Origin of the sequence: Streptomyces sp. B15 (assembly GCF_018070605.1) — a bacterium.
Classification (GTDB): Bacteria; Actinomycetota; Actinomycetes; order Streptomycetales; family Streptomycetaceae; genus Streptomyces; species Streptomyces smyrnaeus.
In genome coordinates, this window is the sequence record NZ_JAGPXJ010000001.1 from 200,726 (window position 1) to 226,659 (window position 25,934).

Annotated in this window: 19 protein-coding genes and 2 tRNA genes; 17 read left to right on the forward strand and 4 right to left on the reverse strand. The window is 70.6% G+C overall.

Features of this window, described 5'->3' with window-relative positions; all coding sequences use genetic code 11:
* The first annotated feature begins 426 nt into the window (after positions 1-426).
* From dnaA to KBY19_RS00990, 10 genes are all read left to right on the forward strand, one after another.
* Positions 427-2,541: a chromosomal replication initiator protein DnaA gene (gene dnaA, locus KBY19_RS00945; RefSeq protein WP_210964902.1), complete on the forward strand. Its 2,115-nt coding sequence runs from the start codon at positions 427-429 to the stop codon at positions 2,539-2,541.
* 893 nt (positions 2,542-3,434) lie between these two features.
* Positions 3,435-4,565 carry a DNA polymerase III subunit beta gene (gene dnaN / locus KBY19_RS00950; protein ID WP_099882812.1) on the forward strand — a complete coding sequence of 377 codons (1,131 nt, stop codon included), beginning with the start codon at positions 3,435-3,437 and terminating at the stop codon, positions 4,563-4,565.
* A 76-nt stretch (positions 4,566-4,641) separates the two neighbouring features.
* A complete protein-coding gene (gnd, locus tag KBY19_RS00955; protein ID WP_185017609.1) occupies positions 4,642-5,580 on the forward strand; it encodes a phosphogluconate dehydrogenase (NAD(+)-dependent, decarboxylating) in 939 nt (312 codons plus the stop codon).
* Positions 5,581-5,590: 10 nt separating this feature from the next.
* Complete coding sequence (recF, locus tag KBY19_RS00960) at positions 5,591-6,733, forward strand: DNA replication/repair protein RecF (RefSeq protein WP_099882814.1); 1,143 nt, start codon at positions 5,591-5,593, stop codon at positions 6,731-6,733.
* Between the two features lie 71 nt (positions 6,734-6,804).
* Positions 6,805-7,293 (forward strand): DUF721 domain-containing protein, encoded by a 489-nt coding sequence (locus KBY19_RS00965; protein WP_099886645.1) that lies wholly within the window; start codon positions 6,805-6,807, stop codon positions 7,291-7,293.
* A gap of 262 nt (positions 7,294-7,555) precedes the next feature.
* The gene (gyrB, locus tag KBY19_RS00970; protein ID WP_099882816.1) at positions 7,556-9,682 is read left to right on the forward strand and encodes a DNA topoisomerase (ATP-hydrolyzing) subunit B; all 2,127 of its coding nucleotides are present in this window, start codon (positions 7,556-7,558) and stop codon (positions 9,680-9,682) included.
* Between the two features lie 145 nt (positions 9,683-9,827).
* On the forward strand, positions 9,828-12,440 hold the full coding sequence (gyrA, locus tag KBY19_RS00975; protein WP_099882818.1) for a DNA gyrase subunit A: 2,613 nt from the start codon (positions 9,828-9,830) through the stop codon (positions 12,438-12,440).
* Between the two features lie 18 nt (positions 12,441-12,458).
* On the forward strand, positions 12,459-13,031 hold the full coding sequence (locus KBY19_RS00980; RefSeq protein WP_099882820.1) for a DUF3566 domain-containing protein: 573 nt from the start codon (positions 12,459-12,461) through the stop codon (positions 13,029-13,031).
* Between the two features lie 93 nt (positions 13,032-13,124).
* Positions 13,125-13,201: transfer RNA gene (locus KBY19_RS00985), tRNA-Ile, on the forward strand.
* Between the two features lie 604 nt (positions 13,202-13,805).
* Positions 13,806-14,201 (forward strand): hypothetical protein, encoded by a 396-nt coding sequence (locus KBY19_RS00990; protein ID WP_099882822.1) that lies wholly within the window; start codon positions 13,806-13,808, stop codon positions 14,199-14,201.
* 410 nt (positions 14,202-14,611) lie between these two features.
* On the opposite strand, the gene KBY19_RS00995 is transcribed toward KBY19_RS00990, so the two are convergent.
* Positions 14,612-15,385 (reverse strand): hypothetical protein, encoded by a 774-nt coding sequence (locus KBY19_RS00995; protein WP_210964903.1) that lies wholly within the window; start codon positions 15,383-15,385, stop codon positions 14,612-14,614.
* A gap of 484 nt (positions 15,386-15,869) precedes the next feature.
* Here KBY19_RS00995 and KBY19_RS01000 point away from each other — a divergent pair, with 484 nt between their 5' ends.
* The 4 genes from KBY19_RS01000 (at position 15,870) to KBY19_RS01015 (ending at position 20,904) form a co-directional block, all read left to right on the forward strand.
* Positions 15,870-16,973 (forward strand): YhjD/YihY/BrkB family envelope integrity protein, encoded by a 1,104-nt coding sequence (locus KBY19_RS01000; RefSeq protein WP_099882826.1) that lies wholly within the window; start codon positions 15,870-15,872, stop codon positions 16,971-16,973.
* 162 nt (positions 16,974-17,135) lie between these two features.
* The gene (locus KBY19_RS01005) at positions 17,136-17,270 is read left to right on the forward strand and encodes a DLW-39 family protein (protein ID WP_019356762.1); all 135 of its coding nucleotides are present in this window, start codon (positions 17,136-17,138) and stop codon (positions 17,268-17,270) included.
* Between the two features lie 296 nt (positions 17,271-17,566).
* Positions 17,567-19,528: a VWA domain-containing protein gene (locus tag KBY19_RS01010; protein WP_210964904.1), complete on the forward strand. Its 1,962-nt coding sequence runs from the start codon at positions 17,567-17,569 to the stop codon at positions 19,526-19,528.
* A complete protein-coding gene (locus KBY19_RS01015) occupies positions 19,522-20,904 on the forward strand; it encodes a hypothetical protein (protein ID WP_180289698.1) in 1,383 nt (460 codons plus the stop codon). The genes KBY19_RS01010 and KBY19_RS01015 overlap by 7 nt, the downstream gene beginning before the upstream one ends.
* A 63-nt stretch (positions 20,905-20,967) precedes the next feature.
* On the opposite strand, the gene KBY19_RS01020 is transcribed toward KBY19_RS01015, so the two are convergent.
* Positions 20,968-22,311, reverse strand: a complete 1,344-nt coding sequence (locus KBY19_RS01020) for a serine/threonine-protein kinase (protein ID WP_210955894.1) — start codon at positions 22,309-22,311, stop codon at positions 20,968-20,970.
* Between the two features lie 55 nt (positions 22,312-22,366).
* Positions 22,367-22,918 carry a helix-turn-helix transcriptional regulator gene (locus KBY19_RS01025; RefSeq protein WP_099882832.1) on the reverse strand — a complete coding sequence of 184 codons (552 nt, stop codon included), beginning with the start codon at positions 22,916-22,918 and terminating at the stop codon, positions 22,367-22,369.
* Positions 22,919-23,047: 129 nt separating this feature from the next.
* On the opposite strand from KBY19_RS01025, the gene KBY19_RS01030 reads away from it, so the two are divergent.
* Positions 23,048-23,120: transfer RNA gene (locus KBY19_RS01030), tRNA-Ala, on the forward strand.
* A gap of 293 nt (positions 23,121-23,413) precedes the next feature.
* On the opposite strand, the gene KBY19_RS01035 is transcribed toward KBY19_RS01030, so the two are convergent.
* Complete coding sequence (locus KBY19_RS01035) at positions 23,414-23,908, reverse strand: hypothetical protein (RefSeq protein WP_210964905.1); 495 nt, start codon at positions 23,906-23,908, stop codon at positions 23,414-23,416.
* 132 nt (positions 23,909-24,040) lie between these two features.
* Between KBY19_RS01035 and KBY19_RS01040 the strand changes: the two genes are divergently transcribed.
* Together KBY19_RS01040 and KBY19_RS01045 are read left to right on the forward strand one after the other, a co-directional pair.
* Positions 24,041-25,231: a histidine kinase gene (locus KBY19_RS01040; RefSeq protein ID WP_307843414.1), complete on the forward strand. Its 1,191-nt coding sequence runs from the start codon at positions 24,041-24,043 to the stop codon at positions 25,229-25,231.
* On the forward strand, positions 25,228-25,887 hold the full coding sequence (locus KBY19_RS01045) for a response regulator transcription factor (protein WP_099882836.1): 660 nt from the start codon (positions 25,228-25,230) through the stop codon (positions 25,885-25,887). The genes KBY19_RS01040 and KBY19_RS01045 overlap by 4 nt, the downstream gene beginning before the upstream one ends.
* The last annotated feature ends 47 nt before the right edge of the window (positions 25,888-25,934 follow it).

Consider the following 25,934-nt stretch of genomic DNA (forward strand, 5'->3'; position numbering starts at 1 on the left):
GTGGGGAGTCGACCGGCTGTCACCGTGCGCCCACGAGTAGCTCGCAACGCCCGAGTGTGCACCGCTTCATGATCGTCCGGGTACACCGGGTGATCTTGCCCATCGGAGGCAGGCGGCAGCAGCCGTCGACACTCGACCTGGTTACGGTACGCGGGCCCGCGCCATCCGGTCAAACCAGCACCGACGGGGCCCCCGGCCGCCGCCCGGCGGTTGCCCGACGACGAACCGCCCGCTGCCCGGCTACTGCACTCGTGCACAGCCTGTGGACAACGACTTGAACGGGGCAGGTCCGCGTGACTACCGTGGCCGAACTTCCTTTCCTTCCCGACCGTCCCGAGAACCATGCATGCGTGGGATCTGGTCGATCACCGGACGACCGTCACACAGCGAGTGACCCGTCACCCAGCGAGTGAGAGAGCGTGCCCCGTGGCTGACCTACCTGCCGATCTTGCCGCAGTGTGGCCACGGGTGCTGGACCAGCTCCTGCGCGAGGGGCAGGGTGTCGAGGCGAAGGACCAGCGCTGGCTGCGGGACTGCCAGCCCCTTGTCCTCGTCTCGGGCACGGCGCTGCTGGGGGTTCCGAACGAGTACGCGAAGGGTGTCCTGGAGGGCCGGCTCTCGCCGCTGATCACCGAGGCGCTCAGCCGGGAGTGCCAGCAGCCCATCCGGCTCGCGATCACGGTGACGGGCCCGGCCCCCGAGGCCCCGGCCCCCGCCATTCCCTCACCCACGCAGCCCCCCGAGCAGCAGCAGCCCTCACAGCCGCAGCAGCATCAGGGGCAGCAGTCCCCGCAGCAGCACCAGCCGCCTCAGCACCAGCAGACGCCCCAGCCGCAGGGCCAACCCCAGGGCCAGCCGCCCGGCCAGTCGCCCAGCCACCCGCACGTCCACCAGGAGCGGTACGAGCAGGAGCGGTACGGCGAGGACAGGTACGAGCAGGACCGGTTCGAGCAGTACGAGAACCGCGACATCCCCGGCGCCCGCTCGGCCTACCCGACGGACTACCCCCACAACACCCTCCCCGGCGGCGGCCCCGGAGCCCCCGGAGGTCCCGGCGGCCCGGGGTCCGCGCCGTCGTCCTGGCAGCAGCCGCGCGAGCCGTACCCCCCGCAGCAGCACCAGCCGCGCCAGCCCTACGAGCGCCAGCAGCAGCCGTACGAGCAGCAGAGCTACGACCAGCAGGGCGGCGGCTACGACCCTGGTCAGGGCTACGAACGCGGCGGCCAGGGCTATGAGCACGGGCAGAACTACGACGGCGGCCAGGGCTACCAGACCGGCCAGGGCAGCCAAGGCAGCCAGAGATACGACCAGCAGACGTTCGAGCCGTACGAACAGCAGCACCAGCACCAGCAGGCGCCGCAGCACCAGCAGCGCCCCCGTCCGCAGGTACCGCCCCAGGGCCGGCCGCCCGCCCCGCACTACGACAGCCCGGCGCAGCTTCCGGCGCCCAGCGGTGCGCCGGGCCCGCTGGCGGCGCAGCCCGCGCCGGCCACGGGCCCGGGGGAGCCGACGGCACGGCTGAACCCGAAGTACCTCTTCGACACCTTCGTGATCGGCGCCTCGAACCGCTTCGCGCACGCGGCGGCCGTCGCCGTGGCCGAGGCGCCCGCCAAGGCGTACAACCCGCTGTTCATCTACGGCGAGTCCGGGCTCGGCAAGACGCATCTGCTGCACGCGATCGGGCACTACGCGCGCAGCCTCTACCCGGGCACGCGGGTGCGCTACGTCAGCTCGGAGGAGTTCACCAACGAGTTCATCAACTCCATCCGCGACGGCAAGGCGGACGCGTTCCGCAAGCGCTACCGCGACATGGACATCCTGCTCGTCGACGACGTCCAGTTTCTGGCGGACAAGGAGTCGACGCAGGAGGAGTTCTTCCACACCTTCAACACCCTGCACAACGCCAACAAGCAGATCGTCCTCTCCAGCGACCGGCCGCCCAAGGCCCTGGAGACGCTGGAGGACCGGCTGCGCAACCGCTTCGAGTGGGGCCTGATCACCGACGTCCAGCCACCCGAGCTGGAGACGCGTATCGCGATCCTCCGCAAGAAAGCGGTGCAGGAGCAGCTGAACGCGCCGCCCGAGGTGCTGGAGTTCATCGCCTCCCGTATCTCGCGCAACATCCGGGAGCTGGAGGGCGCCCTGATCCGGGTGACCGCCTTCGCCAGCCTCAACCGGCAGCCGGTCGACCTCGGGCTGACCGAGATCGTGCTGAAGGACCTGATCCCGGGTGGGGAGGACGCCACTCCGGAGATCACCGCGCCCGCCATCATGGCCGCGACGGCCGACTACTTCGGGCTGACGGTGGACGACCTGTGCGGGTCCTCGCGCAGCCGCGTCCTGGTCACGGCACGCCAGATCGCCATGTATCTCTGCCGGGAGCTGACGGATCTCTCGCTCCCCAAGATCGGCGGCCAGTTCGGCGGCCGCGACCATACGACGGTGATGCACGCCGACCGGAAGATCCGCGCCCTCATGGCGGAGCGGCGCTCCATCTACAACCAGGTCACCGAGCTGACCAACCGCATCAAGAACGGCTGAGCGCACTCTGGGTGCTCCCCCTGGGCAGGGGGAGCCCTTTGCTGTGCGTTACAGGCTGCCGGTGTTCCCTCAGCCTCCGGCCGAGAGGTGCCCCCAGGCTTGTCGCGCCCACACGGCGGAGCCGCACATTGAACACAGCCCCGCGCCCCTGACGGGGCGCCGACTGTTCGAATCATGTGGCGCGGAGCGCCCCGGTCCACAGCAATCGGCGGTTTACCGCTTCCACACCCTGGGGACCTTCCCCGTTGTCCCAAGGGCGTCCACAACGGGCCCGGTCGGAGGGTGGTTTGCCGAGGTCACTCGGCTGTGTACTTGTGGGCACCCGGCGTCCACAGCATGTGGAGGGCGGATCGGGCGTCGGCACGGCCCGCGGCTTGTCCACCGGCCGCCCACAGGATGGGGGCTCTTTTCCCCAGTGATCGGCCACTTCTCCACAGAGCTGTCCACTGTTCGGCAACGCAACGCGCCCGCTCACCGGTCCGAGTGAAAGCCGTCACATCGAGGCCGAGGTTTGGGCTGTGGGAAAGGCGGGGAAAACTGTGGGCGCGGCTGTGGGGAAACCACCCCTGCCTGTGGGCGGGGTGTGCAGAACTTTTCGCCGTCCACAGAGAACCCCGCTTCCTCCACGGGTCCACCCACAGGCGCGGTGGACAAAAATCCCGGCCTGAGCTGCGGAAACGTGCTTTTCCACCGTTTCCACAAGCCCTACTACTACGACGACACCTAGAGAGCCCGGGAATCGCTTCGAAGTGGGGGCTGTGCACAACTCGGTGCCGCGGGCCCCGACCCGGATCGCGTCGACTTGACCCGCGCCCGCACCTGCTGTCAGTCCGGTGCGTCAGACTGGTGCCCGGCAAAGCACGAGCAGAGGCAGCAGCAGGAGGCGGCTGAACGTGAAGATCCGGGTTGAACGCGATGTGCTCGCGGAGGCGGTGGCCTGGACGGCCAAGAGCCTCCCCGCCCGCCCGCCGGTGCCCGTGCTCGCGGGCCTGCTGTTGAAGGCGGACGACGGCACCCTGAGCCTCTCCGGCTTCGACTACGAGGTCTCGGCGCGGGTCTCGGTCGAGGCGGAGGTCGAGGAGGACGGCACGGTGCTGGTCTCCGGCCGGCTGCTGGCCGACATCTGCCGTGCCCTCCCCAACCGCCCGGTGGAGATCTCCACAGACGGTGTACGGGCGACCGTCGTGTGCGGCTCCTCCCGCTTCACCCTGCACACCCTGCCGGTGGAGGAGTACCCGGCGCTGCCGGAGATGCCGTCGGCCACCGGCACCGTCCCCGGCGAGGTCTTCGCCGCCGCTGCCCAGCAGGTCGCCATCGCGGCCGGGCGGGACGACACGCTGCCGGTGCTGACGGGTGTGCGGATCGAGATCGAGGGCGACACCGTCACGCTGGCCTCCACCGACCGCTATCGCTTCGCGGTGCGCGAGTTCCTGTGGAAGCCGGAGACCCCGGACGCCTCTGCGGTGGCCCTGGTGCCCGCCAAGACGCTGCTGGAGACCGCGAAGTCGCTCAGCGGTGGCGACAGCGTGACGCTGGCGCTGTCCGGCTCCGGCTCCGGTGAGGGGCTGATCGGTTTCGAGGGCGCCGGGCGGCGGACGACGACGCGGCTGCTGGAGGGCGACCTGCCCAAGTACCGCACGCTGTTCCCGACGGAGTTCAACTCCGTGGCGGTGATCGAGACGGCGCCGTTCGTGGAGGCCGTCAAGCGCGTGGCGCTGGTGGCCGAGCGCAACACCCCGGTGCGGCTCAGCTTCGAGCAGGGGGTGCTCACCCTGGAGGCCGGTTCCAGCGACGATGCACAGGCTGTGGAGAGGGTCGACGCCGACCTGGAGGGCGACGACATCTCGATCGCCTTCAACCCCGGCTTCCTGCTGGAGGGGCTGAGCGCCATCGACTCGCCGGTGGCGCAGCTGTCGTTCACGACCTCGACCAAGCCGGCTCTGCTCAGCGGTCGGCCGGCCAAGGACGCCGAGGCCGACGAGGCCTACAAGTACCTGATCATGCCCGTCCGGCTCTCCGGCTGAGGTCGTATTCGGCTAGGCGTAGGGTCGAATGCGAACGAAACTGCGGCAACGTGAGAAGCACAGCTAAGGGGCAGTGATGGAGCTCGGTCTGGTCGGTCTCGGGAAGATGGGCGGCAACATGCGTGAGCGCATCCGCCGCGGGGGCCACACGGTCATCGGGTATGACCGGAACCCGGACGTCGCCGACGTGGGCAGCCTCAAGGAACTGGTCGAGTCGCTCAGTGCACCGCGCGTGGTGTGGGTGATGGTGCCGGCGGGTTCGGCCACCCAGTCGACCATCGACGAGCTCGGCGAGCTGCTCTCCCCCGGTGACCTGGTGGTCGACGGCGGCAACTCGCGCTGGACCGACGACGAGAAGCATGCCGACGAGCTGAAGGCCAAGGGCATCGGCTTCGTCGACTGCGGTGTCTCCGGTGGTGTGTGGGGCCTGGAGAACGGCTACGCGCTGATGTACGGCGGCTCCGCCGAGGACGTGGCGAAGGTGCAGCCGATCTTCGACGCCCTCAAGCCCGAGGGGAAGTTCGGTTCCGTCCACGCGGGCAAGGTCGGCGCCGGCCACTTCGCCAAGATGGTCCACAACGGCATCGAGTACGCGATGATGCAGTCCTTCGCCGAGGGCTGGGAGCTGCTGGAGGCCGCTGACTCGGTGACCGATGTACGCGAGGTCTTCCGCTCCTGGCAGGAGGGCACCGTCATCCGCTCCTGGCTGCTGGATCTGGCGGTCAAGGCGCTGGACAGCGACGAGCACCTGGACGCGCTGCGCGGCTACGCGGCGGACTCGGGCGAGGGCCGCTGGACGGTGGAGGCCGCGATCGACAAGGCGGTGCCGCTGCCGGCGATCACCGCGTCGCTGTTCGCACGGTTCTCCTCCCGGCAGGAGGACTCTCCGCAGATGAAGATGATCGCCGCGTTGCGCAACCAGTTCGGTGGGCACGCGGTGACGGCCGCGGAGAAGTCCGGGGAGCCGGGCGCCGACGCCCCGGGGGCCGACGTCACTCCGCCCACCGGAGGCTGACGGCCAGGCGATGCACGTCACGCATCTCTCGCTCGCTGATTTCCGCTCGTACGGCCGGGCCGAGGTGCCGCTCGGTCCGGGCGTGACGGCGTTTCTCGGGCCGAACGGCCAGGGCAAGACGAATCTGGTCGAGGCCGTCGGCTATCTCGCCACGCTGGGCAGCCACCGGGTGTCGGCGGACGCGCCGCTGGTGCGGCAGGGCGCCGAGCGCGCCGTCGTGCGTGCACAGGTGCGGCAGGGAGAGCGCGAGCAGCTGATCGAGCTGGAGCTGAATCCGGGCCGGGCCAACCGGGCGCGGATCAACCGCTCGTCGCAGGTGCGGCCGCGCGATGTGCTGGGCATCCTGCGGACGGTGCTGTTCGCGCCCGAGGACCTGACGCTGGTCAAGGGCGACCCGGGTGAGCGGCGCCGGTTCGTGGACGAGTTGGTGACGGCCCGCGCCCCGCGGATGGCGGGGGTGCGCTCGGACTACGAGCGGGTGCTCAAGCAGCGCAACAGCCTGCTGAAGTCGGCAGCCATGGCGCGGCGGCACGGCGGTCGGGGCGTGGACCTGTCGACGCTGGATGTGTGGGACCAGCATCTGGCGCGGGCGGGGGCGGAGTTGCTGGCGCAGCGGCTGGATCTGCTGGCGGTGCTGGGCCCGCTGGCGGACAAGGCGTACGAGCGGCTGGCGCCGGGCGGCGGGCCGGTCGCGTTCGAGTACCGGGGTCCGGCGTCCGGCGCGGCCCTGCCGCAGGCCGCGGGCGGGAGCTATCCGCAGGAGCTGTACGCGGGGCTGGTCGCGGCGCTGGGCGAGGCCCGTAAGCAGGAGATCGAGCGCGGCGTGACGCTGGTCGGCCCGCATCGCGACGACGTACTGCTGCGACTGGGGGAGCTGCCCGCGAAGGGATACGCCAGCCATGGCGAGTCGTGGTCGTACGCGCTGGCGCTGCGGCTGGCCGCGTACGAGCTGCTCAAGAGCGAGGGGCACGAGCCGGTGCTGATCCTGGACGACGTCTTCGCCGAGCTGGACACCAGACGGCGTACCCGGCTCGCGGAGCTGGTGGCACCCGCCGAGCAGGTGCTGGTGACCGCCGCGGTGCCGGACGATGTGCCGGACGTGCTGGAGGGGACGCGGTTCTCGGTGGCGGACGGGGAGGTGACCGGGCTGTGAGCGGTTCCGGGTCCGGGCAGGAGAACACCTCAGCTGAGCAGGAGCCGCAGAAGCCGCCCGCGACCAGCGGTGTGGATCTGGCGCGGGTCGCGCTGCGTGCCGCCAAGGAGCAGGCGCGGGCGCGGGGGGCCGAGGCGCAGCAGCGCCGGCAGGCCCGTCGGGGCGGTGGGCTGCGTTCGGGCGCCCGGCGTGACGGGCGGGACCCGCTGCCGCTGGGTGCCGCCGTCAACAGGCTGATCGCGGAGCGGGGCTGGGAGACCCCGGCGGCGGTCGGCGGGGTGATGGGACGCTGGCCGCAGCTGGTGGGGCCGGAGGTGGCGCAGCACTGCGAGCCGCAGCGCTACGACGAACAGGAGCGCACGCTGCTGGTGCGGTGCGACTCGACGGCGTGGGCGACGCAGCTGCGGCTGCTGGCGCCACGGCTGGTGGCGCGGCTGAACGAGGACCTCGGCCAGGGCACCGTACGGATGATCAAGGTGCGGGGTCCGGAGGCCCCGCGCAAGGGGTACGGACCGCTGCGGGCACCCGGTAGCAAGGGTCCCGGCGACACGTACGGGTGAGGCTGGGAGCCCTTCGGTCGCGGTGTGTGTGCGGGCCGGGACAGCCGGAGACGGATCGAAGCGCTCAGTGCCACTGTGAGGCTCTTGGCCCCCCGGTCCAGATATGGGGAGTCGACGGACGCCAGTTCAGGGCGCCACATGTGGACTCAGGCACCGGCAAACCCCCACTCGTGTCGCGGCCACCGGTACACTGGGGGACTACCGCACCGTTGCGGAACATGTCGAACGACGCAGCCGCTCCGCCTTGCCCTGGAGACGGCCTGTGCTGTGCCAGAAAGGGCGCTTCGTGGCCGATTCCGGCGATCTCAACGAGAACGACAAGACGACTCCGCCGCAGTCCGCGGAGGTGACCCCCGATCGGGTAGCTGAAGACGGTGCCGCCGTGCCCGGCCCCGCGGGCGGCGGCGCTTCCGCGTCCGCGCAGCAGGCGGGCGCCGGCACCGAGGTGCCGTCGTACGACGCGAGCGCGATCACGGTCCTGGAGGGACTGGACGCGGTTCGCAAACGGCCCGGCATGTACATCGGGTCGACCGGTGAGCGTGGTCTTCATCACCTTGTGTACGAGGTGGTCGACAACTCCGTCGACGAGGCGCTCGCCGGGCACGCGGACACCATCGAGGTGGTGCTGCTCGCCGACGGTGGCGTCCGGGTCACCGACAACGGGCGCGGTATCCCGGTGGGCATCATCCCGTCCGAGGGGAAGCCGGCCGTCGAGGTCGTGCTCACCGTGCTGCACGCGGGCGGCAAGTTCGGCGGCGGCGGGTACGCCGTCTCCGGCGGTCTGCACGGCGTCGGTGTCTCCGTCGTCAACGCGCTGTCCACCAAGGTCGCCGTCGAGGTCAAGACCGACGGCTACCGCTGGACGCAGGACTACAAGCTGGGTGCGCCGACGGCTCCGCTGTCGCGGAACGAGGCCACGGACGAGACCGGCACCGTGGTCACGTTCTGGGCGGACAGCGACATCTTCGAGACGACGGACTACTCCTTCGAGACGCTGTCGCGGCGCTTCCAGGAGATGGCGTTCCTCAACAAGGGGCTGACCATCTCGCTGACCGACGAGCGCGAGGGGCACGTCGACGAGGACGGCAACCCCAACACCGTCCGGTACCACTACGAGGGCGGTATCGCGGACTTCGTCCGCTATCTCAACTCCCGTAAGGGTGAACTGGTCCACGACAGCGTGATCTCCTTCGAGTCGGAGGACACCGAGCGGATGCTCTCGGTCGAGATCGCGATGCAGTGGAACAGCCAGTACAGCGAGGGTGTCTACTCCTTCGCCAACACCATCCACACCCATGAGGGCGGCACTCACGAGGAGGGCTTCCGGGCCGCGCTGACGGGGCTGATCAACCGGTACGCGCGCGACCGCAAGCTGCTGCGCGAGAAGGACGACAACCTCACGGGTGAGGACATCCGCGAGGGTCTGACGGCGATCATCTCCGTCAAGCTCGGCGAGCCGCAGTTCGAGGGTCAGACGAAGACGAAGCTGGGCAACACCGAGGCCAAGACGTTCGTCCAGAAGATCGTCCACGAGCAGCTGACCGACTGGCTCGACCGGAACCCGAACGAGGCCGCGGACATCATCCGCAAGGGCATCCAGGCGGCCACGGCGCGGGTCGCCGCGCGCAAGGCGCGGGATCTGACGCGGCGCAAGGGGCTGCTGGAGACGGCTTCGCTGCCGGGCAAGCTCTCGGACTGCCAGTCCAACGACCCGGTCAAGTGCGAGATCTTCATCGTGGAGGGCGACTCGGCGGGCGGCTCGGCCAAGTCCGGCCGTGACCCCGAGTACCAGGCCATCCTGCCGATCCGCGGCAAGATCCTGAACGTCGAGAAGGCACGGATCGACAAGGTCCTGCAGAACGCCGAGGTGCAGGCGCTGATCTCGGCGTTCGGCACGGGCGTGCACGAGGACTTCGACATCGAGAAGCTCCGCTATCACAAGATCATCTTGATGGCGGACGCCGATGTCGACGGCCAGCACATCAACACCCTGCTGCTCACCCTGCTCTTCCGTTTCATGCGGCCCCTGGTGGAGGCCGGGCACGTCTTCCTGTCCCAGCCGCCGCTGTACAAGATCAAGTGGAGCCGGGACGAGTTCCAGTACGCCTACTCCGACCCCGAGCGCGACAGCCTCATCCAGCTGGGCCGCGAGCAGGGCAAGCGCATCAGGGACGACTCGGTGCAGCGCTTCAAGGGCCTGGGCGAGATGAACGCGGACGAGCTGCGGGTCACCACCATGGACATCGAGCACCGTGTCCTGCGCCAGGTGACCCTGGACGACGCCGCGGCCGCCGACGACCTGTTCTCCATCCTCATGGGCGAGGACGTCGAGGCCCGCCGCTCGTTCATCCAGCGCAACGCGAAGGATGTCCGGTTCCTGGACATCTAGGCGGCTGCCCCATGAGCCGAACGCGCCGGCTGAGCCGGTTTGACAGCCGCCGGACCCTCTCCGCCGTGGCTTGTCGCCGTTGCGGCGGGAATGTTTTCGCCGTAACGCGCGACTGCCGCGCATACCCCAAGGACCTGATCTGAGCATGGCCGACGAGACCCCCACCACCCCAGAGCCGACGCCCGAGAACGCCCCCGCGCCCGACAGCGCGCTGGTGGACACCGAGGCGGGTGCCCGCGTCGAGCCCGTCAGCCTCGAGACGGAGATGCAGCGCTCCTACCTCGACTACGCGATGAGCGTGATCGTGAGCCGTGCGCTGCCCGACATCCGCGACGGCCTCAAGCCGGTGCACCGCCGGGTGCTGTACGCGATGTACGACGGTGGCTACCGCCCCGAGAAGGGCTACTACAAGTGCGCCCGCGTCGTCGGCGACGTCATGGGCACCTACCACCCGCACGGTGACACCTCCATCTACGACGCACTGGTGCGGCTGGCGCAGCCGTGGTCGATGCGGATGCCGCTGGTGGACTCCAACGGCAACTTCGGCTCGCCGGGCAACGACCCGGCGGCGGCCATGCGGTACACCGAGTGCAAGATGGCCCCGCTGGCCATGGAGATGCTCCGGGACATCGACGAGGAGACCGTCGACTTCCAGGACAACTACGACGGCCGCAACCAGGAGCCGACGGTCCTGCCGTCCCGCTTCCCCAACCTGCTGATCAACGGTTCGGCCGGTATCGCCGTTGGCATGGCGACCAACATCCCTCCGCACAACCTGCGGGAGGTCGCCGCCGGTGCGCAGTGGTACCTCGACCACCCCGAGGCCTCCAACGAGGAGCTGCTGGAAGCCCTCATCGAGCGGATCAAGGGCCCGGACTTCCCCAGCGGCGCGCTGGTCGTGGGCCGTAGGGGCATCGAGGAGGCCTACCGCACCGGGCGCGGTTCGATCACCATGCGGGCCGTGGTGGAGGTCGAGGAGATCCAGGGCCGTCAGTGCCTGGTCGTCACCGAGCTGCCCTACCAGGTCAACCCGGACAACCTCGCGCTGAAGATCGCCGACCTGGTCAAGGACGGCCGGATCGGCGGCATCGCCGACGTCCGCGACGAGACGTCCTCGCGTACGGGCCAGCGGCTCGTCATCGTCCTGAAGCGGGACGCGGTCGCCAAGGTCGTCCTCAACAACCTCTACAAGCACACCGATCTGCAGACCAACTTCGGTGCCAACATGCTGGCCCTGGTCGAAGGCGTGCCGCGCACCCTGTCGCTGGACGCCTTCATCCGGCACTGGGTCGCGCACCAGATCGATGTCATCGTGCGCCGCACCCGCTTCCGGCTGCGCAAGGCCGAGGAGCGCGCCCACGTCCTGCGCGGTCTGCTCAAGGCGCTGGACGCGATCGACGAGGTCATCGCGCTGATCCGGCGCAGCCAGACCGTCGAGGAGGCCCGCGGGGGCCTGATGGGGCTGCTGGAGATCGACGAGATCCAGGCCAACGCGATCCTGGAGATGCAGCTGCGCCGGCTGGCGGCGCTGGAGCGGCAGAAGATCACCGCCGAGCACGACGAGCTCCAGGCGAAGATCAACGAGTACAACGCGATCCTCGCCTCCCCGGAGCGGCAGCGCCAGATCATCGGCGAGGAGATGCGCGCGATCGTCGACAAGTTCGGCGACGACCGGCGTACCAAGCTGATCCCCTTCGAGGGCGACATGTCCATCGAGGACCTGATCGCCGAGGAGGACATCGTCGTCACGATCACCCGTGGCGGCTACGTCAAGCGCACCAAGACGGACGACTACCGGGCGCAGAAGCGCGGCGGCAAGGGTGTGCGCGGCACGAAGCTGAAGGAAGACGACATCGTCGACCACTTCTTCGTCTCCACCACCCACCACTGGCTGCTGTTCTTCACCAACAAGGGCCGCGTCTACCGGGCCAAGGCGTACGAGTTGCCGGACGCCGGGCGGGACGCGCGCGGCCAGCACGTGGCGAATCTGCTGGCCTTCCAGCCGGATGAGCAGATTGCCGAGATCCTCGCCATCCGGGACTACGAGGCGGCCCCCTATCTGGTGCTGGCCACCAAGTCCGGCCTGGTCAAGAAGACGCCGCTGAAGGACTACGACTCGCCCCGCTCCGGCGGCGTCATCGCCATCAACCTCCGCGAGATGGAGGACGGCCGCGACGACGAGCTGATCGGCGCCGAGTTGGTCTCTCCCGACGACGATCTGCTGCTGGTCAGCAAGAAGGCACAGTCGATCCGCTTCACCGCAACCGACGAGGCGCTGCGTCCGATGGGCCGGGCCACCTCCGGTGTCAAGGGGATGAGTTTCCGCGAAGACGACGAACTCCTCTCGATGAATGTCGTGCGGGCGGGTACGTTCGTGTTCACGGCGACCGACGGCGGGTACGCGAAGCGGACCAACGTGGACGAGTACCGGGTCCAGGGACGCGGCGGTCTCGGCATCAAGGCCGCCAAGATCGTGGAGGACCGGGGGTCACTGGTCGGCGCGCTGGTGGTCGAGGCGACCGACGAGATCCTCGCCATCACGCTCGGCGGCGGTGTGATCCGTACGCGGGTCAACGAGGTGCGGGAGACCGGCCGTGACACCATGGGCGTTCAACTGATCAACCTGGGCAAGAAGGACGCGGTTGTCGGCGTCGCACGTAACGCCGAAGCCGGTCGGGAGGCCGAGGAAGTGGAGGCCGCGGCGGGTATCCCCGAAGAGGGGGAGCAGCAGGACGCGCCCGACCCGGACGACGACTAGGACAACTAGGAGCAGGGCGTGAGTGGTGCTCAGCCGCAGCCGAAGGCTCAGCCGCAGGCGAAGCCCCCGTCCCCGGCCCAGCCGCAGCCCGAGCAGCAGCCGCACCGGCCGCCGCAGGCCTATCCGTCGCCGGATCCGGGGCAGGCGGGGCGGTCGGGTCGGCCGGAGCCGGGTCCGGAAGCCGTACGCAAGCCCCGCACCGGGGCGCGTACGGTTCCGCGGACGCGCAAGGCCCGGCTGCGGGTGGCGAAGGCCGATCCCTGGTCGGTGATGAAGGTCAGCTTCCTGCTGGCCGTCGCGCTGGGGGTGTGCACCGTCGTGGCGGTCGCCGTGCTGTGGATGGTGATGGACGCGATGGGCGTCTTCTCCACCCTGGGCGGCACCGTCAGCGAGGCCACCAGCGCCGAGGGCAACGGCGGCTTCGATCTGGAGACCTTCCTCTCGCTGCCCCGCGTCCTGCTCTTCACCTCGCTCATCGCGGTGATCAACGTGGTGCTGGCCACCGCGCTCGCCACCCTGGGTGCCTTCATCTACAACCTCTCGGCCGGCTTCGTCGGCGGGGTCGAGCTGACGCTGGCCGAGGACGAGTAGGCGCCCTGCCCCGGTCCGCGGGAGCCGCCCCCGGATCCCCGCGGAACCGATTTGGGACCACGGCTGAAGTGCGCTAACCTTTCTGTGCAGCGCGCGGCTATAGCTCAGACGGTTAGAGCGCTTCCCTGATAAGGAAGAGGCCCCAGGTTCAAGTCCTGGTAGCCGCACCAGCACAAAGGCCCCCGGCTTCGTGAAGCCGGGGGCCTTTGGCATCCATCAGTGACATCAGCCGATGGTTTTGTCTCCCCTGAGCAGGTCTCCGAGCAGCGCGACGGCGTCGCGCTCGTCGCCGTCCGGGACAGACGCACCGTGAGCGGTCGCACCCATGGCGCTCGACCAGACGCTCGAAGGTCCGCGAGAAGCCGCGCGGCTCGATCAGCCCCCGTTGCGCTCCGAGAAGATCACGTCCTCGGCGCTGGGGCCTCGATGAACTCCTCGCGGCTGCGGCGGTCGACGCGCAAACGGTCTCCGGCTGGCCCTTGAGGGAGACCTCCATGTTCGGCGTGCCCGTTCGCGGCTTTGGCCGCTGCCTTGTCGGCGGCCTCGCGGGCAACCTTGGCGGGACCGGTCATGGCGGAGAAGACAGCGCTCTTCCGGTGCCCACTTCGAGCCTCACTCTTGGGCATCCGGTACCGCCTCACCCTGTTGCCTGTCAGGTTCTGTCGACGGGCGAACCGCTGCAAGCTGAGGTCAGCGGGGCAGTTGGCACCGCTGCGCAAGACAAGAACAGCCTGAGGGGGAATGATGAGGAAGGCGAGGATGACTATGCGGGGCATGACACCGGGAACGAAGCGCGCCCTGATTGTCGGCGTCGCCACACTCGCGCTGGGGGGCGCGATGACGCAGGTGGGATACGCCGGGCCCGTCCACACCGCGGGGGTCGAGTGCACAGCGAGCAACGGCGACCGGATCGAGGTCTACCCGCCGGCGCACAACGGTGACGGCACCGCCACCGGGGTCGGAATACGGCACGGCAACGGGGCGCAAGAGGAGATGACGTACCTCATGCGTGATGTCCCGTGGGGTTTTGACGAGGAGGTGGCGCGGGCGCCCGGCCGTAACGACGGCCACAAGATGCTGCCCGCCTTCCGCACCACGCCGGGCAAGTACTACACGACGATCATCTACGACAACGACACCTACTGCGAGAGCCAGCACGTGGACCTGTGAACCAGGACAGCGGTTGCCTCCGTCTCGTTGTCCGCAGAGGTAAGGCCAGTGCCTTGACATCCGTGCCTGACATCACCTGCGGACATCAACAGCGATGTGCACCGGCTGTCAGCGAGCGACGAATCTGCGCCCTGACCTGTGCAGAAGCGTCTCAACGCGGCACCTTGCGGGACCTGTCCACACCTGTGGATCGACCTGCTGAGGAAGAGGCCCCAGGTTCAAGTCCTGGTAGCCGCACCAGCACAAAGGCCCCCGGCTTCGTAGAGCCGGGGGCCTTTGTCGTCGTGCTCCGGGAGGACCCGGGGCCGGCGGAGGGGTCGAGCCCGTTCAGCGGCCCAGCGCGGTGCGCAGGGTGATCCCGTAGCGGCTGCGCAGGCGCCGTACCTCCCAGACCGACAGGGCGGTCACCGTCAGCGGGCCGCCGAGAAGGAACGTGTACAGCACCTCGGGGGGGGCGCCGCCACATCGGGACCGTCGATCAACTGGAAGACGAACAGCGACCACACCAGCAGAGGGGACAGCAACGCGGGGAGCAGTTCGTGGACCTCCGCGGCGCGGAAGCAGGAATTGACGCACACATAGGCCGCGACGATGGTGTAGATGAGCGAGACGACCAGAAGCACCAGGGCGACAAACGCCCCGAGGAGGAGAACCAGCAGGCTCAGGACACGGCAGATGATGCCTGAGCCGACGATCGAGGAGAAGAAGGCGATCAGGCCCGGCCCGTCGACCAGGTCGCCCTTGACGATGGTGACGGACAGCCAGGTGACCGCCGGGCCCGTGGCGAGCGCCAGGACGGAGCTGATGGGTCCGCCCAGGCGCCGGGTGAGGTCGCGGCGCCGGTCGGGGGTGCTCGCGATGAGGAAGACCGCGATGCCGACGAAGCTGCCGACCAGCAGGATGCCGCAGGCGATGACGAGTTCGACGAGTTTGCCCAGGGCGAACTCCTCGCGGCCCTCGCTCAGGGGGTAGGCCATGACCAGCCACCCGGCGGCGACCATGCCCAGCAGCGTCCGCGAGCGCCGCATCCGGGCGATGGTGGTGTCATGGAGGCGTTCGCCGAGGTCCTGACGGGTGGTGCCCAAGCCGACGCGGAAGGCCCGGTTCAGCCTGCCGATGGGCCCTGGACGGTGCGGAACGGGTCCTGTGGGACGGTTGCCGAACCCACGGCCGGCCCTGCTCATCTGGTACTCCCCCGAGTGCTGCGCGTGCTCTGAGCGATGTACGGGCACCGCCGCGAATGCCGCACACCCTAGCGCTGCGGCGCCCGGGACCTCTCGGCGGGCCGCATGCTCAAGTCACGTACAGGCCGCAGGGGTTCGTCCGGCACGCCCCCGGGCCAGTCCGATCACCCAGCGGTTCCCGATCAGCGCGTACGGTGAGAGCGCCGGGGCCACCCCGTGGGCCGACCCCCGTACGGCCCGGTCCCGGCGCTCCACCCGGATCCCCCGTTCCCGCAGCGGTTCCCCTCAGTCTGGGGTCCGGCCACCGGCACGGCATCCACCGCCGGGCCCATCCGCCTCCGCCGTTCGACGGAGGCCGGGCTCCTTCTCGGCCCCTGTCGGCCTCGGCTCCTGTCGACGTTTGCGCCACTACGGGCCCTGGTACCGGTAGCGCGTCCTGACCGTCGGCGCCGACGAGCGCCTCCTCGGCGAGCGGAGTGCTGTGATGACCAGTCCCGATCCCGGGTCGCGGCCCGAGAACGAGCCTGAGCACGGGCAGGAGCCCGGGCGCGCCTCCGAGCACGAACCGGAGCGCGGGCCCGAGAGGGAGCCAGAGCCCGCGGCCGTGCGGGATCCCGAGCGGGAGAAGACGTCCGGCCGGCGGCCCGAGGGGCCACCGCACGCGCGCAGCGGCACCCTCGGTCAGACGCTCAAGCGCACCCTGACCGAGTTCAAGGAGGACAACCTCTCCGACACGGCCGCGGCGCTCACCTACTACTCGGTTCTGTCGATCTTCCCGGCGCTGATCGCGCTGCTCTCGCTGGTCAGCCTGGTGATGAGCCCGAAGAAGATCATCAGCACCTTGAACGACCTGGTCAGCTCGATCGGTCCGGCGTCCGCCGTCGACACGTTCAAGAAGCCGATCGAGTCCATGGCCTCCGGCTCCGGCACCCCCACCGTGCTGCTGATCGTCGGCGCTCTGGGTGCGCTGTGGACGGCCTCGGGGTACGTCGGCGCCTTCATCCGCGCCTCGAACGTGATCTACGAGGTGGAGGAGGGCCGCTCCGTCTTCAAGCTGCGGCCCGTGCAGCTGCTGGTGACGCTGGTCGCGGTGCTGCTCCAGGCGCTGGTGCTGGTCGGGCTGGTGATCAGCGGGCCGCTGGCGAAGAAGGCCGGGGACGCGCTGGGCGCCGGGGACGCGGCGGTGACCGCGTGGAACTGGGCCAAATGGCCGGTGATGGTGCTCGTCGTCGTCCTGATCATCGCGGTGCTGTATTACGCCTCGCCCAATGTGCGCATCCGTGGTTTCACCTCGGTGCTGCCCGGTGCCGTGCTGGCGCTGCTGGTGTGGCTGATCGCCTCGGTGGGGTTCGCGTTCTACGTGGCGAACTTCGGGTCGTACAACAAGACGTACGGCACGCTGGGCGGGGTCGTGGTCTTCCTGGTGTGGCTGTGGATCACCAATCTGGCCATCGTGCTGGGCGCCGAGTTCAACGCCGAGCGGGAGCGCGGCCGGCAGCTGGGCGAGGGTGTGCCCGGCGCGGAGCGGGAGATCCAGCTGGAGGAGCGTTCCAGTACGAAGCGGAAGAAGCGCTCGCGGACCGCGTGAGGCGGCGTCGGCGGTGGTCGCGCCCGTACCTCGACGTCCGGCCTGGAAAACCGCAGACGGCACGTCGGGGCGCCGCCGGGCCGACCCGGCTGTACGGGGAGGCTGTTGGGTATCATCGGCCGCCAGAGAGGTCCCAATGTCTATGAAGGACGAGGTAGCGCGGTGAAGAAGCTTTTCCTGGTCGCACTGGCCGCCATCGGCGGTCTCCTCGTGTACCGCCAGATCCAGGCGGACCGCGCCGAGCAGGATCTGTGGACGGAGGCGACCGACTCCGTGCCCGCAGGTTCGGGTGTGTAACCCCAGCGAACAGTGAACGAGAGGCCCCGGCCGCCCATGGCGACCGGGGCCTCCGTCATGGTCGGCGTCCCTGAGTGGGCGGCCCGCCAGCGGTGGAAGCCCTGAATCAGCCCCTGTCCTGCGGCATTTCAGGGTGGCGGGCGACGCGGGGGCAGTGCTGCGTACCGCGGGAGCGCTGTTGCCGTACCGTGACACATTCCCTCTTGTTGCTTGCTCTTGCAAAGCAATACCGTGCTGAAGCAAAGCTGCCGCAGGCGAGCTGGAGACCGAGCACAGGTCCGAGGGGGACGATGGACATGCCACCAGTGCGAAACCGCCTGGCCGTAGGGGTGACGGGCGGAGCGCTGCTCGCCCTGATCACCGGGCTCCTGGCGGGGGCCGCCACCCACCCCGCCGTAGCGGCCCCGGCCGACCCGGGCACCGACGCGCTCGCCCGGAACTCGCTGGAGATCGTGCTGGATTCCTCGGGCTCCATGGCGGAGCGGGACGACTCGGGGCGGACCCGGATGCAGTCCGCTCGCAAGGCGGTCGGCACGCTCGTCGACAGCCTGCCCGACGCCTACCCGACCGGGCTGCGCGTCTACGGTGCCGACAAGACCGACAGCTGCACCGACACCCGGCTCGCCGAACCCGTCGGGCCGCTGGAGCGGGAACGCATCAAGAAGGCCGTCGCGAAGGTGCGGCCCAGGGGCGAGACGCCCATCGGCCACTCCCTGCAGAAGGCCGCCGCCGACCTGCCCGAGGCGCCGGAGAACGGATTCGGCCGCCGCACCATCGTGCTGGTCTCCGACGGCGAGGACACCTGCGGGACGCCGAAGCCCTGCGAGGTCGCCGAGGAGCTGTCCAGGGACGGGCTCGATCTGCGGATCGACGCCATCGGCTTCCAGGTGCGGGGCAAGGCCCGCGAGCAGCTGGAGTGCATCGCCCGGGCCGGGCACGGCACGTACTACGACGCCCCGAAGGCCGACGACCTCGCCCGCGAACTCGAACGCGCCGGCCGGCAGTCGGCCGACGGCTACCGCTTCGAGGGCGAGCGGGTCGCCGGGAGCCGCTCCTCAGCCGACGCCCCCACGCTGCGCGCCCCCGGCCAGTACCTGGACACCATCGGGCCCGGCGAGACCCGCTGGTACGCCACCGAGCTGGACGGCGCATCGGCGGCGAAGGCCGTGGACTTCGCCGCCACGGGCGTCCCGCAGCCCGGGGCGCGGGTGGGCAGGCTGGACGGGCTGGAGCTGACGCGGCGCAGCGCCGACGGCAGCAGCTGCGGCAGCGACCGGTCCTGGTTCGAACAGGACGAGGGCGGCACCCCGGTCACCGCGGCCGTCAGCCGCATCCCCGGCAAGGACGGCAGCCGCGACTGCGACCGGCCGGGCCGGTTCACCTTCGAGCTGACCCGCGAGACCGCCGAGGGCTCCGACCGGGCGCGCTGGCCCGTGGAGCTGCGGCTCGGCACCGAGCGGCCCCTGCCCGCGGGGGCGACGCCGGCCCGCGCGGAGACCGGGTACCGGGGTGGCGGCAAGGACGCCACGCTGCCGACCGGGACGCCCAGGGACATCGAGGGCGGCACCGGTTTCAACGACGCCGAGAAGTTGAAGAAGGGCGTCTGGCGCGACACCTTGGTGCCCGCCCAGACCCGCTGGTACCGGGTCCCGGTCGGCTGGAACCAGCAGCTGCGCTACGACGTGGAGTTCGCCAACGAGCCCGAGCGCCGAAAGAACGGCGCCTCTTTCTCGTACGTGCGGACCCAGCTGTACGCGCCCGGGCGGCTGCCGGTAGGCGACGGGCCGGAGTTCACCGCGCGGCGGCCCTACCGGGGCGACCCGGTGAAGGTGTCGCAGGGTACGGTGCCCGTCTCCTGGCAGAACCGGTCGGAGCCGTCCAGTTTCGTGCAGCCCGTGCGGCGCGGCGGTGAGTACTACATCGCCGTCACGCTGGGTGCCGGAGCCGCCCGGATCGCCGACAACGCCGCCGTCCGTGTCGTGCTGCGCGTCGACGTCAAGGGCCGGGCGAAGCAGGGGCCCGAGCACGACGCCCCGTTCGCCGGTGCGCAGGCAGCGGCCGACGGCGCCGCCACCGCCGGTACCGGTGGCGGCGGTGGCGGGGACGGGGATCAGGCGGGGGACTTCGGCCCGCATCCGGCCGTGTCGGCGGGCGGCGGAGCCGCGGCCGTGCTGCTGCTGGCAGGAGGGGTCTGGTACGCGCTGCACCGCCGTGCCAGGGTCCGGAGCGTGAACGCGACGAGGGGTGGAACGTGGTGACTCGGCACAACTACCGGCTCAGGGGCCGTGCGGGTGCGCTGTCGGCCGTGCTGTGTGTGACTGCCGCGGCCCTGGGCGCGGCAGCGCCGGGCGCATGGGCGGCGGGCGAGCCGCGCCCCTACCGGACGGCCGAGGACGCCAAGAAGGTCACCGGCACCTCCAGCAGCGCGGACGCGCCCAAGGTGGCGCCCGGTCTGTTCACCGACCGCATCGAGCCGGGCGAGGAGAAGTACTACGCCCTCGACCTGGACGCCTCCTCCGATGTCCACGTCACCGCCACCGGGATCCCGGATCCCGGCACCAGGATCACTTTCCGGGACGGCCTGAAGGTCACGCTGCAGAACACCGACGGCGACCGCTGCGACGAGGGCACGACCAAGGGCTCCGGAGACACCGCCTTCCCGCTCTCCGCACACGCCGCCCGGCTGATGGGTGACCCCACCGGCGAGACCTGCCGTACCAAGGGCCCGTACCTCGTGCACGTCGTCCGCGAGGAGGGCGACAACTCCGATCCGAGCTCGTGGCCGCTGGAGCTGTCGGTCATGGAGGAGCCCGGGCTCAAGGGCGCCGTCCCCGCCCCGCGGCCGGGCGCCGAGGAGGAGACCGACGACAACAACACCCGCCCGGCGGTGCCCTCGTCGGCGGCGCGGACCCGAAAGGGCGGCACCGGCTTCAACGACGCACGCGCGCTCGGCGACGGCGTCTGGAAGGACCGCCTGCGGCCGGGCGAGACCCGCTACTACCGCGTGCCCGTCGACTGGGGCCAGCGGCTGTACGCGCGCGTGGAGGTGCCCAACTCGGCGCGGCAGGACGAGACCGGCAGCACGTTCCTGCCCCACGGCTTCCGGATGAACGTCTACAACCCGGCGCGCTCCCCCCTCTACAACGAGGACTTCCGCAGCTACGACGGGGACGGCGCCGAGTTCGACCGGTACAGCAACCCGGTCCGCTACGAGAACCGCTTCCTCGACCTCGACACCGTCTCCCGGACCCGCTTCGCCGGCTGGTACTACGTGGCCGTCACCGTCGGTCCGGACATGGTCAAGCCGTTCCCCGACGGCACTCCTGTCACCCTGCGGATCGCCGTCAAGGGGCACGCCAGGCCCGCCCCGTCCTACGACGGGGACGCCGCTGCGGCGGGGTTCGGGGTCGACGGCCAGGACCGGGAGATGGCCGAGAAGGGCCTGACCGAGGCCCAGGCCGACGACAACGCGACGCTGCGGACGTTCGGGTGGGTCGGCGTCGGCGCGGGCACCGCGCTGCTGCTCGTACTCGCCGCGTGGCTGCTGCTGGCCCGCCGCAGCGCGACGGCGCAGCTGCCTGCGCAGGCGCCGGTGCCGCCCGCGGCCCAGCCGTGGGACCGCCCCCGGTGGTGAGTCCGCCGCTCCGCTGTGCCCGCCCGGTCGCCTCTGGCGGTACGGTTCGGCACGGCGGGCGGGCTAACCGGCGACGGTGAGGGCCCAGACGCCCGCGACCAGGCAGGCCAGGGCGACCACCAGCACCGGTATGGCGACCTTCGGCGGAGGGCCGGGCCTGCGTACGGGAGCGGTCGGGGCGGCGGGCGGCCCGGCCAGGGGCTGGAGGGGCTGGTACGCCGGGTAGGGATGGGCCGGCCCCCCGCCGCCCCCGCCGCCCGCGACGGGCGGGTACGGGTCGGGCTGCCGGGGCGTGGGGGTCGGCGGCGTGCTCGGCTGCGCGGACGGCGGCAGTGACGACGCAATCGGTGACGGAGCGGCGGCCCCGGTGGTGGCCCCGGCGGTGGCCCCGGAAGCGGCGGGCGCGGGTGCGGGCGTGGGCGGTCGCAGCGGGAAGCTCCCGGTGTCGGACGGTTGCGGTGGCGCCTGCGTCGGGCCGGAGGCGGTGGTCGATGCGGGGGCGCCCCTGTCCGGCTGGGAGGCACCGTCCAGCGGACCGTCCGGGCCGAAGCCCTCCGGCAGCGGGCCGAGATGATCGAAGACCTCGACCGTCTCCTGCTCCACCGTCGCGTCCCCGTCCAGCAGTTCCACCGCGCTCAGCAGCGCCTTGCGCGCGCCTGTCGCGGTGCGGAAGCGCGCGGCGGGGTCGGGCTGCAGCAGCTGGCCCAGCACCTGCCACAGCGGTTCGGGCACCCCCTCGGGAGCGGCGGGCACACCGTTCTCGTACTGCTCGAACAGCTCCTGCGAGTCCGGTTTCCGGCCGGTGAGCAGATAGAGCCCCACCAGCCCGACCGCGTACAGGTCGGAGGGGAAGTCGGCCTCGGCGTTCAGCAGCTGCTCGGGCGCGAAGTAGCCGGGCGTACCGACGACGTAGTCGGTCTCGGTCAGGCGGGGCTCGCCCTTGCGCACGGAAATCCCGAAGTCCGACAGCCGCAGGTGCGGGCGGCCGGTGCCGGTGGGTTCCAGCAGGATGTTCGCCGGTTTGATGTCCCGGTGCACCACGTTCTCGGCGTGCACGGCAGCCAGGCCGGAGAGCAACTGGTCGAGCAAGGTGCACACGAACGTGGGAGGCAACGGCCCGTAGTCGCCCACGAGATGGGCCAGCGACCCGCCCCGGACCAGGGCCATGGTGAACAGGACCTTCTCGTCGTCGGCCGCCCAGCTCGCCGGGGCCAGCACATGCGGGTGGTCGATGCGCAGCGACTGCTCGCGCACGAAGCGCAGCAGGGTGTGGGCGTCGGACTGCTGGAGCACCTTGGCGGCCACGTACCGCTTGCGCCGGTGGTCCCAGGCGCGCCACACCATGCCGACGCCGCCGCGACCGATCGGATCGATCAGCTCGTACCTGCCGGCGAAGATCTCTCCCATGGTGCTGCGCCTGCCCCCTGCTTCCGCGGCTTCCGCTCCGTGCGTCCCGTGCTGATCAGCTCTGATGCGCCTCGTAGTGCTTGACGGCGTCCGCGGTGCGGCCCGCACCGTAGACCCGGAGGAACTCTGCCAGCTCCGGGTGGGAGGGGGCGAGCGCGTTCGACGCCTCGATGATGTCGGCGGCGTCCGAGACCGAGCGCAGCAGGGCCTGGATCTCGCGTACGACGCGCTTGACGGGGGTCTGGGAGGCGCCGGAGGAGGAGGTCTGCGCGGTGTTGTTGAGCACACTGCCGCCCGCGGTGCGGCGGATCTCGTCCATCCGGTTCGTCGCGTCAGCCGCGCTGACATCGCCGCGCGCCACCTCGGCTGCCAGCTCCTGGAGGGCCTGGACGCGCTGGACGACGGCCGGGTTCCCGATCTTTGCCCGCTGCCCGCTCATGAGCTGCGAAAGCATAGGAGCGGACAGTCCCAGCACCGTCGCGAGGCGTGCCTGGTTGAGTCCCAGATCCTCGATCAGCCGACGGAAGAGAGTGCCCAACGGCTCGCCGTACCACTGACTCTGGAGCTCGCGCGCCTTCGCTGTCGGGTCCTGTGCTGCTGCGTCCATGGCGTCTCCCCTGGGCTGCCCTGTTTCACTTCGCTCGCGCGAACTTGCCGTGCATCCTACGGACGGTGACAGGGCGGGGCGATACCCGGTCGGAATTCGCCCGCCGGAGCCGGTACCCTGGTGCCCGACGGGGCCATAGCTCAGTTGGTAGAGCGCTGTCTTTGCATGGCAGATGTCAGGGGTTCGACTCCCCTTGGCTCCACGTCATGAGGGGCCGTCCGGCCTGCAGGAATGCGGGCCGGACGGCCCCTTTGTGTTCGTAAGGGCAACACGGTGCCGACACCGGACTGTCGCACGGTGCACACCTGACATCGATCGCGAAACGGGAGAAAAGCGACGGCACGCGAGCTGCACCGTGCTGCTTCGGACCGGCGGGATGAAGTCGCGAAGGCGGAGAGAGCCGCTGTGAGCAGGGCTTTCGGGGAAGCATGCGCGGAGCGGGCAAGGCCGGTTCGCGGAACCCGTGGCACGGGCCGGGCCTTTCCTGGTCTCGGCTCAGTTCCGGCTCGGCTGGAGCCGGATCGGCGGCTTGGTCACGCTCATTTCGCCCAGCCTCGCTCCGGTCACGGTCAGGTGCGGTTCGGTGTGGTGGGGCGTCAGGGTCTGGTACGCGTCCTTCGCCGCCAACAGCGGCCGGGTGAGCGACCCGCCCCCGCGCCAGGCCACCCGGCCGTCCTTCCTCCCGGTGCCGGGCAGTTGGCCCCGCAGGACGAAGCTGCGGGTCCGGTAGGCCTGTTGGTCGGCCTTGCTTCGAAGGCCGCCCTTTGGCAGTTGGGTCACCTCACCCAGAGGGTGGTAGCCGGAGCGCCATGCGGCGGCTGCAGCCGACCCGTCCCAGGCCGCGGCGACCTGCCGTGCGCGGCGGTCCCGCTCCTGCGGGCCGCCGCCGCCATCCTGCTGCCGGCTGCCGCAGCCGGTGGCCATCAGCAGGGCGGTGGCCAGGGCAGCCGCAGCGACCAGTTCGAGGGGGCGCACTGACCTGACCCGCATGTGAACCTCCGGAAGGACGGGGTAGCAAGCCGGCTGGTTCTTGAGACGAGGCGCACCCGGGGCGGGTTCCACCGGTCGCGGGCAGATGAGACGGTCGACGCCGGTGGTTGACGTTGTCACTACACTTTCTCGGTGATCAGTCTTCGGAGGCGCGCGGGGCTTCGGAGGGGGGCGGAGCTGTGGCGCCGGCTGGACCCCACGGTCCGGGATCTTCCCCTCGCGCTGCTGCTCCTCGCCACGTCGTTCGTGCCGGCGCTGCACAGTCACGGGACCCAGCTCGGCGGTCTGCCGCACCGCTCCTTCGACGCACTGGCCGTGGTCGCGGTCGCCTGCGAGTCCCTTCCGCTCGCCGTGCGGCGGCGGTGGCCGCTCGTGTGCCTCGCCCTGGCGTCGCTCGGCTTCGTCGCCGATCAGCTCCGCGGTTACCACTCGCTCGCGGGCACCGGATTCTCCGTCGCGCTGCTGAGCGCGGGGGCCCATCTGGGGCGGCACCGCCGCGTCACCGTGCTCGTCCTCTCCACGGCGTATGTGGCGCTGGTGGTCGCGTTCGACCGGCTGGGTGGGACCGAGGGGCTGGACGGTTACGCGACGTTCTACCTGGCGACGGCCTTCGTGTGGGGGATCGGGGCGTGGCTGCGCTCCACCCGCGCCGCGGAGGCCGAACGCCGCCGTCGCGTAGCCGAGGAAACCCGTGCCGCCGAGCGCGCCCGCATCGCGGCGGAGCTTCACGACGTCGTGACCCACCATGTGACGGCGATGGTGGTGCAGACCGAGGCGGCACGCTTTCTGACTGCCGCACCCGACCGCCTCGACCAGTCACTGGCCGGCGTCACCGACACCGGCCGGCGGGCCCTGACAGATCTCCGCCATCTGCTCGACCTGCTCAACCCCGGCCACGGCCCCGGGGAGCCGCCCGGCGGCAGAATTCCCGGCCTCGTGGAGCAGACGCGGCGGGCCGGGCAGCCGGTGGACTTCACCGAGGAGGGCACACCGGCGGAGTCGACCGGCAGCGCCGAACTCGTGGCCTACCGGGTCGTTCAGGAGGCCCTGACGAACGCCCTCAAGTACGCGCACGGCGACCGCACATCGGTCCGGGTGCGCCACGGTGCGGGGGACATCGCTGTGGAGGTGCACACCGACGGTTCCGGCCCGCCGCGGAACGGGTCCACGGGGGCGGCCCCGGGCGGGAGCGGGCGGGGCCTTGCCGGGCTCCGCGAGCGGGTCTCCGCGCTGGACGGAGACTTCAGCGCCGGTCCGCGCACGGGCGGCGGCTTCGTCGTGCGGGCACGGATACCGGTGCCGGCGGGAGGCGGCGCGTCGTGACCGCACCGATCCGGGTTCTGGTCTGCGACGACCAAGTGCTGGTCCGTACCGGACTGGTGACGATCATCGACGCGCAGCCCGACCTCACGGTGGCGGGCGAGTGCGCGGACGGACAGTCCGCCGTCCACCTGGTCGACCGACTACGCCCGGACATCGTCGTGATGGATGTCCGTATGCCGGTGCTCGACGGTATCGAGGCCACCCGCCTGATCGCCGGCGCCGGGGTGCCCGACCCCGTCAAGGTGCTGGTGGTGACGACGTTCAACCTGGACAAGTACGTCTACGAGGCGCTGCGCGCGGGTGCGAGCGGGTTCCTGCTCAAGGATGCACCGCCGGCCCAGTTGCTGCACGGGATCCGCACCGTCGCCACGGGTGCGGCACTGCTGGATCCCGAGGTGACGCGCCGGCTCGTGGGCACGTACGCGTCCCGTATCCGGCCCGTCGGTGGCACTCCGGACGACATTCCGCTGACGCCCCGGGAGTTGGAGGTCCTCCGCCTCATCGCCGACGGACTCTCCAACAGCGAGATCGCCGCCTCCCTCGTGATCAGCCAGGAGACCGTCAAGACCTTCGTGTCGCGCATCCTCGGCAAACTCGAACTCCGCGACCGCGTCCAGGCGGTCGTCTACGCCTACCGCCGAGGACTGGTGACCTGAGCCGTGCCCGAAGACGCCTGACCCACGCCATCGGCCGGACCCGCGGC

Bases quoted from the DNA above. Each gene is read 5' to 3' on its own strand.
- gnd (WP_185017609.1), top strand. From the start codon at position 4,642: ATGGAGCTCGGTCTGGTCGGTCTCGGGAAGATGGGCGGCAACATGCGT.
- recF (WP_099882814.1), top strand. From the start codon at position 5,591: ATGCACGTCACGCATCTCTCGCTCGCTGATTTCCGCTCGTACGGCCGG.
- gyrA (WP_099882818.1), top strand. From the start codon at position 9,828: ATGGCCGACGAGACCCCCACCACCCCAGAGCCGACGCCCGAGAACGCC.
- KBY19_RS00990 (WP_099882822.1), top strand. From the start codon at position 13,806: ATGACACCGGGAACGAAGCGCGCCCTGATTGTCGGCGTCGCCACACTC.
- KBY19_RS00995 (WP_210964903.1), bottom strand. From the start codon at position 15,385: ATGAGCAGGGCCGGCCGTGGGTTCGGCAACCGTCCCACAGGACCCGTT.
- KBY19_RS01000 (WP_099882826.1), top strand. From the start codon at position 15,870: ATGACCAGTCCCGATCCCGGGTCGCGGCCCGAGAACGAGCCTGAGCAC.
- KBY19_RS01010 (WP_210964904.1), top strand. From the start codon at position 17,567: ATGCCACCAGTGCGAAACCGCCTGGCCGTAGGGGTGACGGGCGGAGCG.
- KBY19_RS01020 (WP_210955894.1), bottom strand. From the start codon at position 22,311: ATGGGAGAGATCTTCGCCGGCAGGTACGAGCTGATCGATCCGATCGGT.
- KBY19_RS01025 (WP_099882832.1), bottom strand. From the start codon at position 22,918: ATGGACGCAGCAGCACAGGACCCGACAGCGAAGGCGCGCGAGCTCCAG.
- KBY19_RS01035 (WP_210964905.1), bottom strand. From the start codon at position 23,908: ATGCGGGTCAGGTCAGTGCGCCCCCTCGAACTGGTCGCTGCGGCTGCC.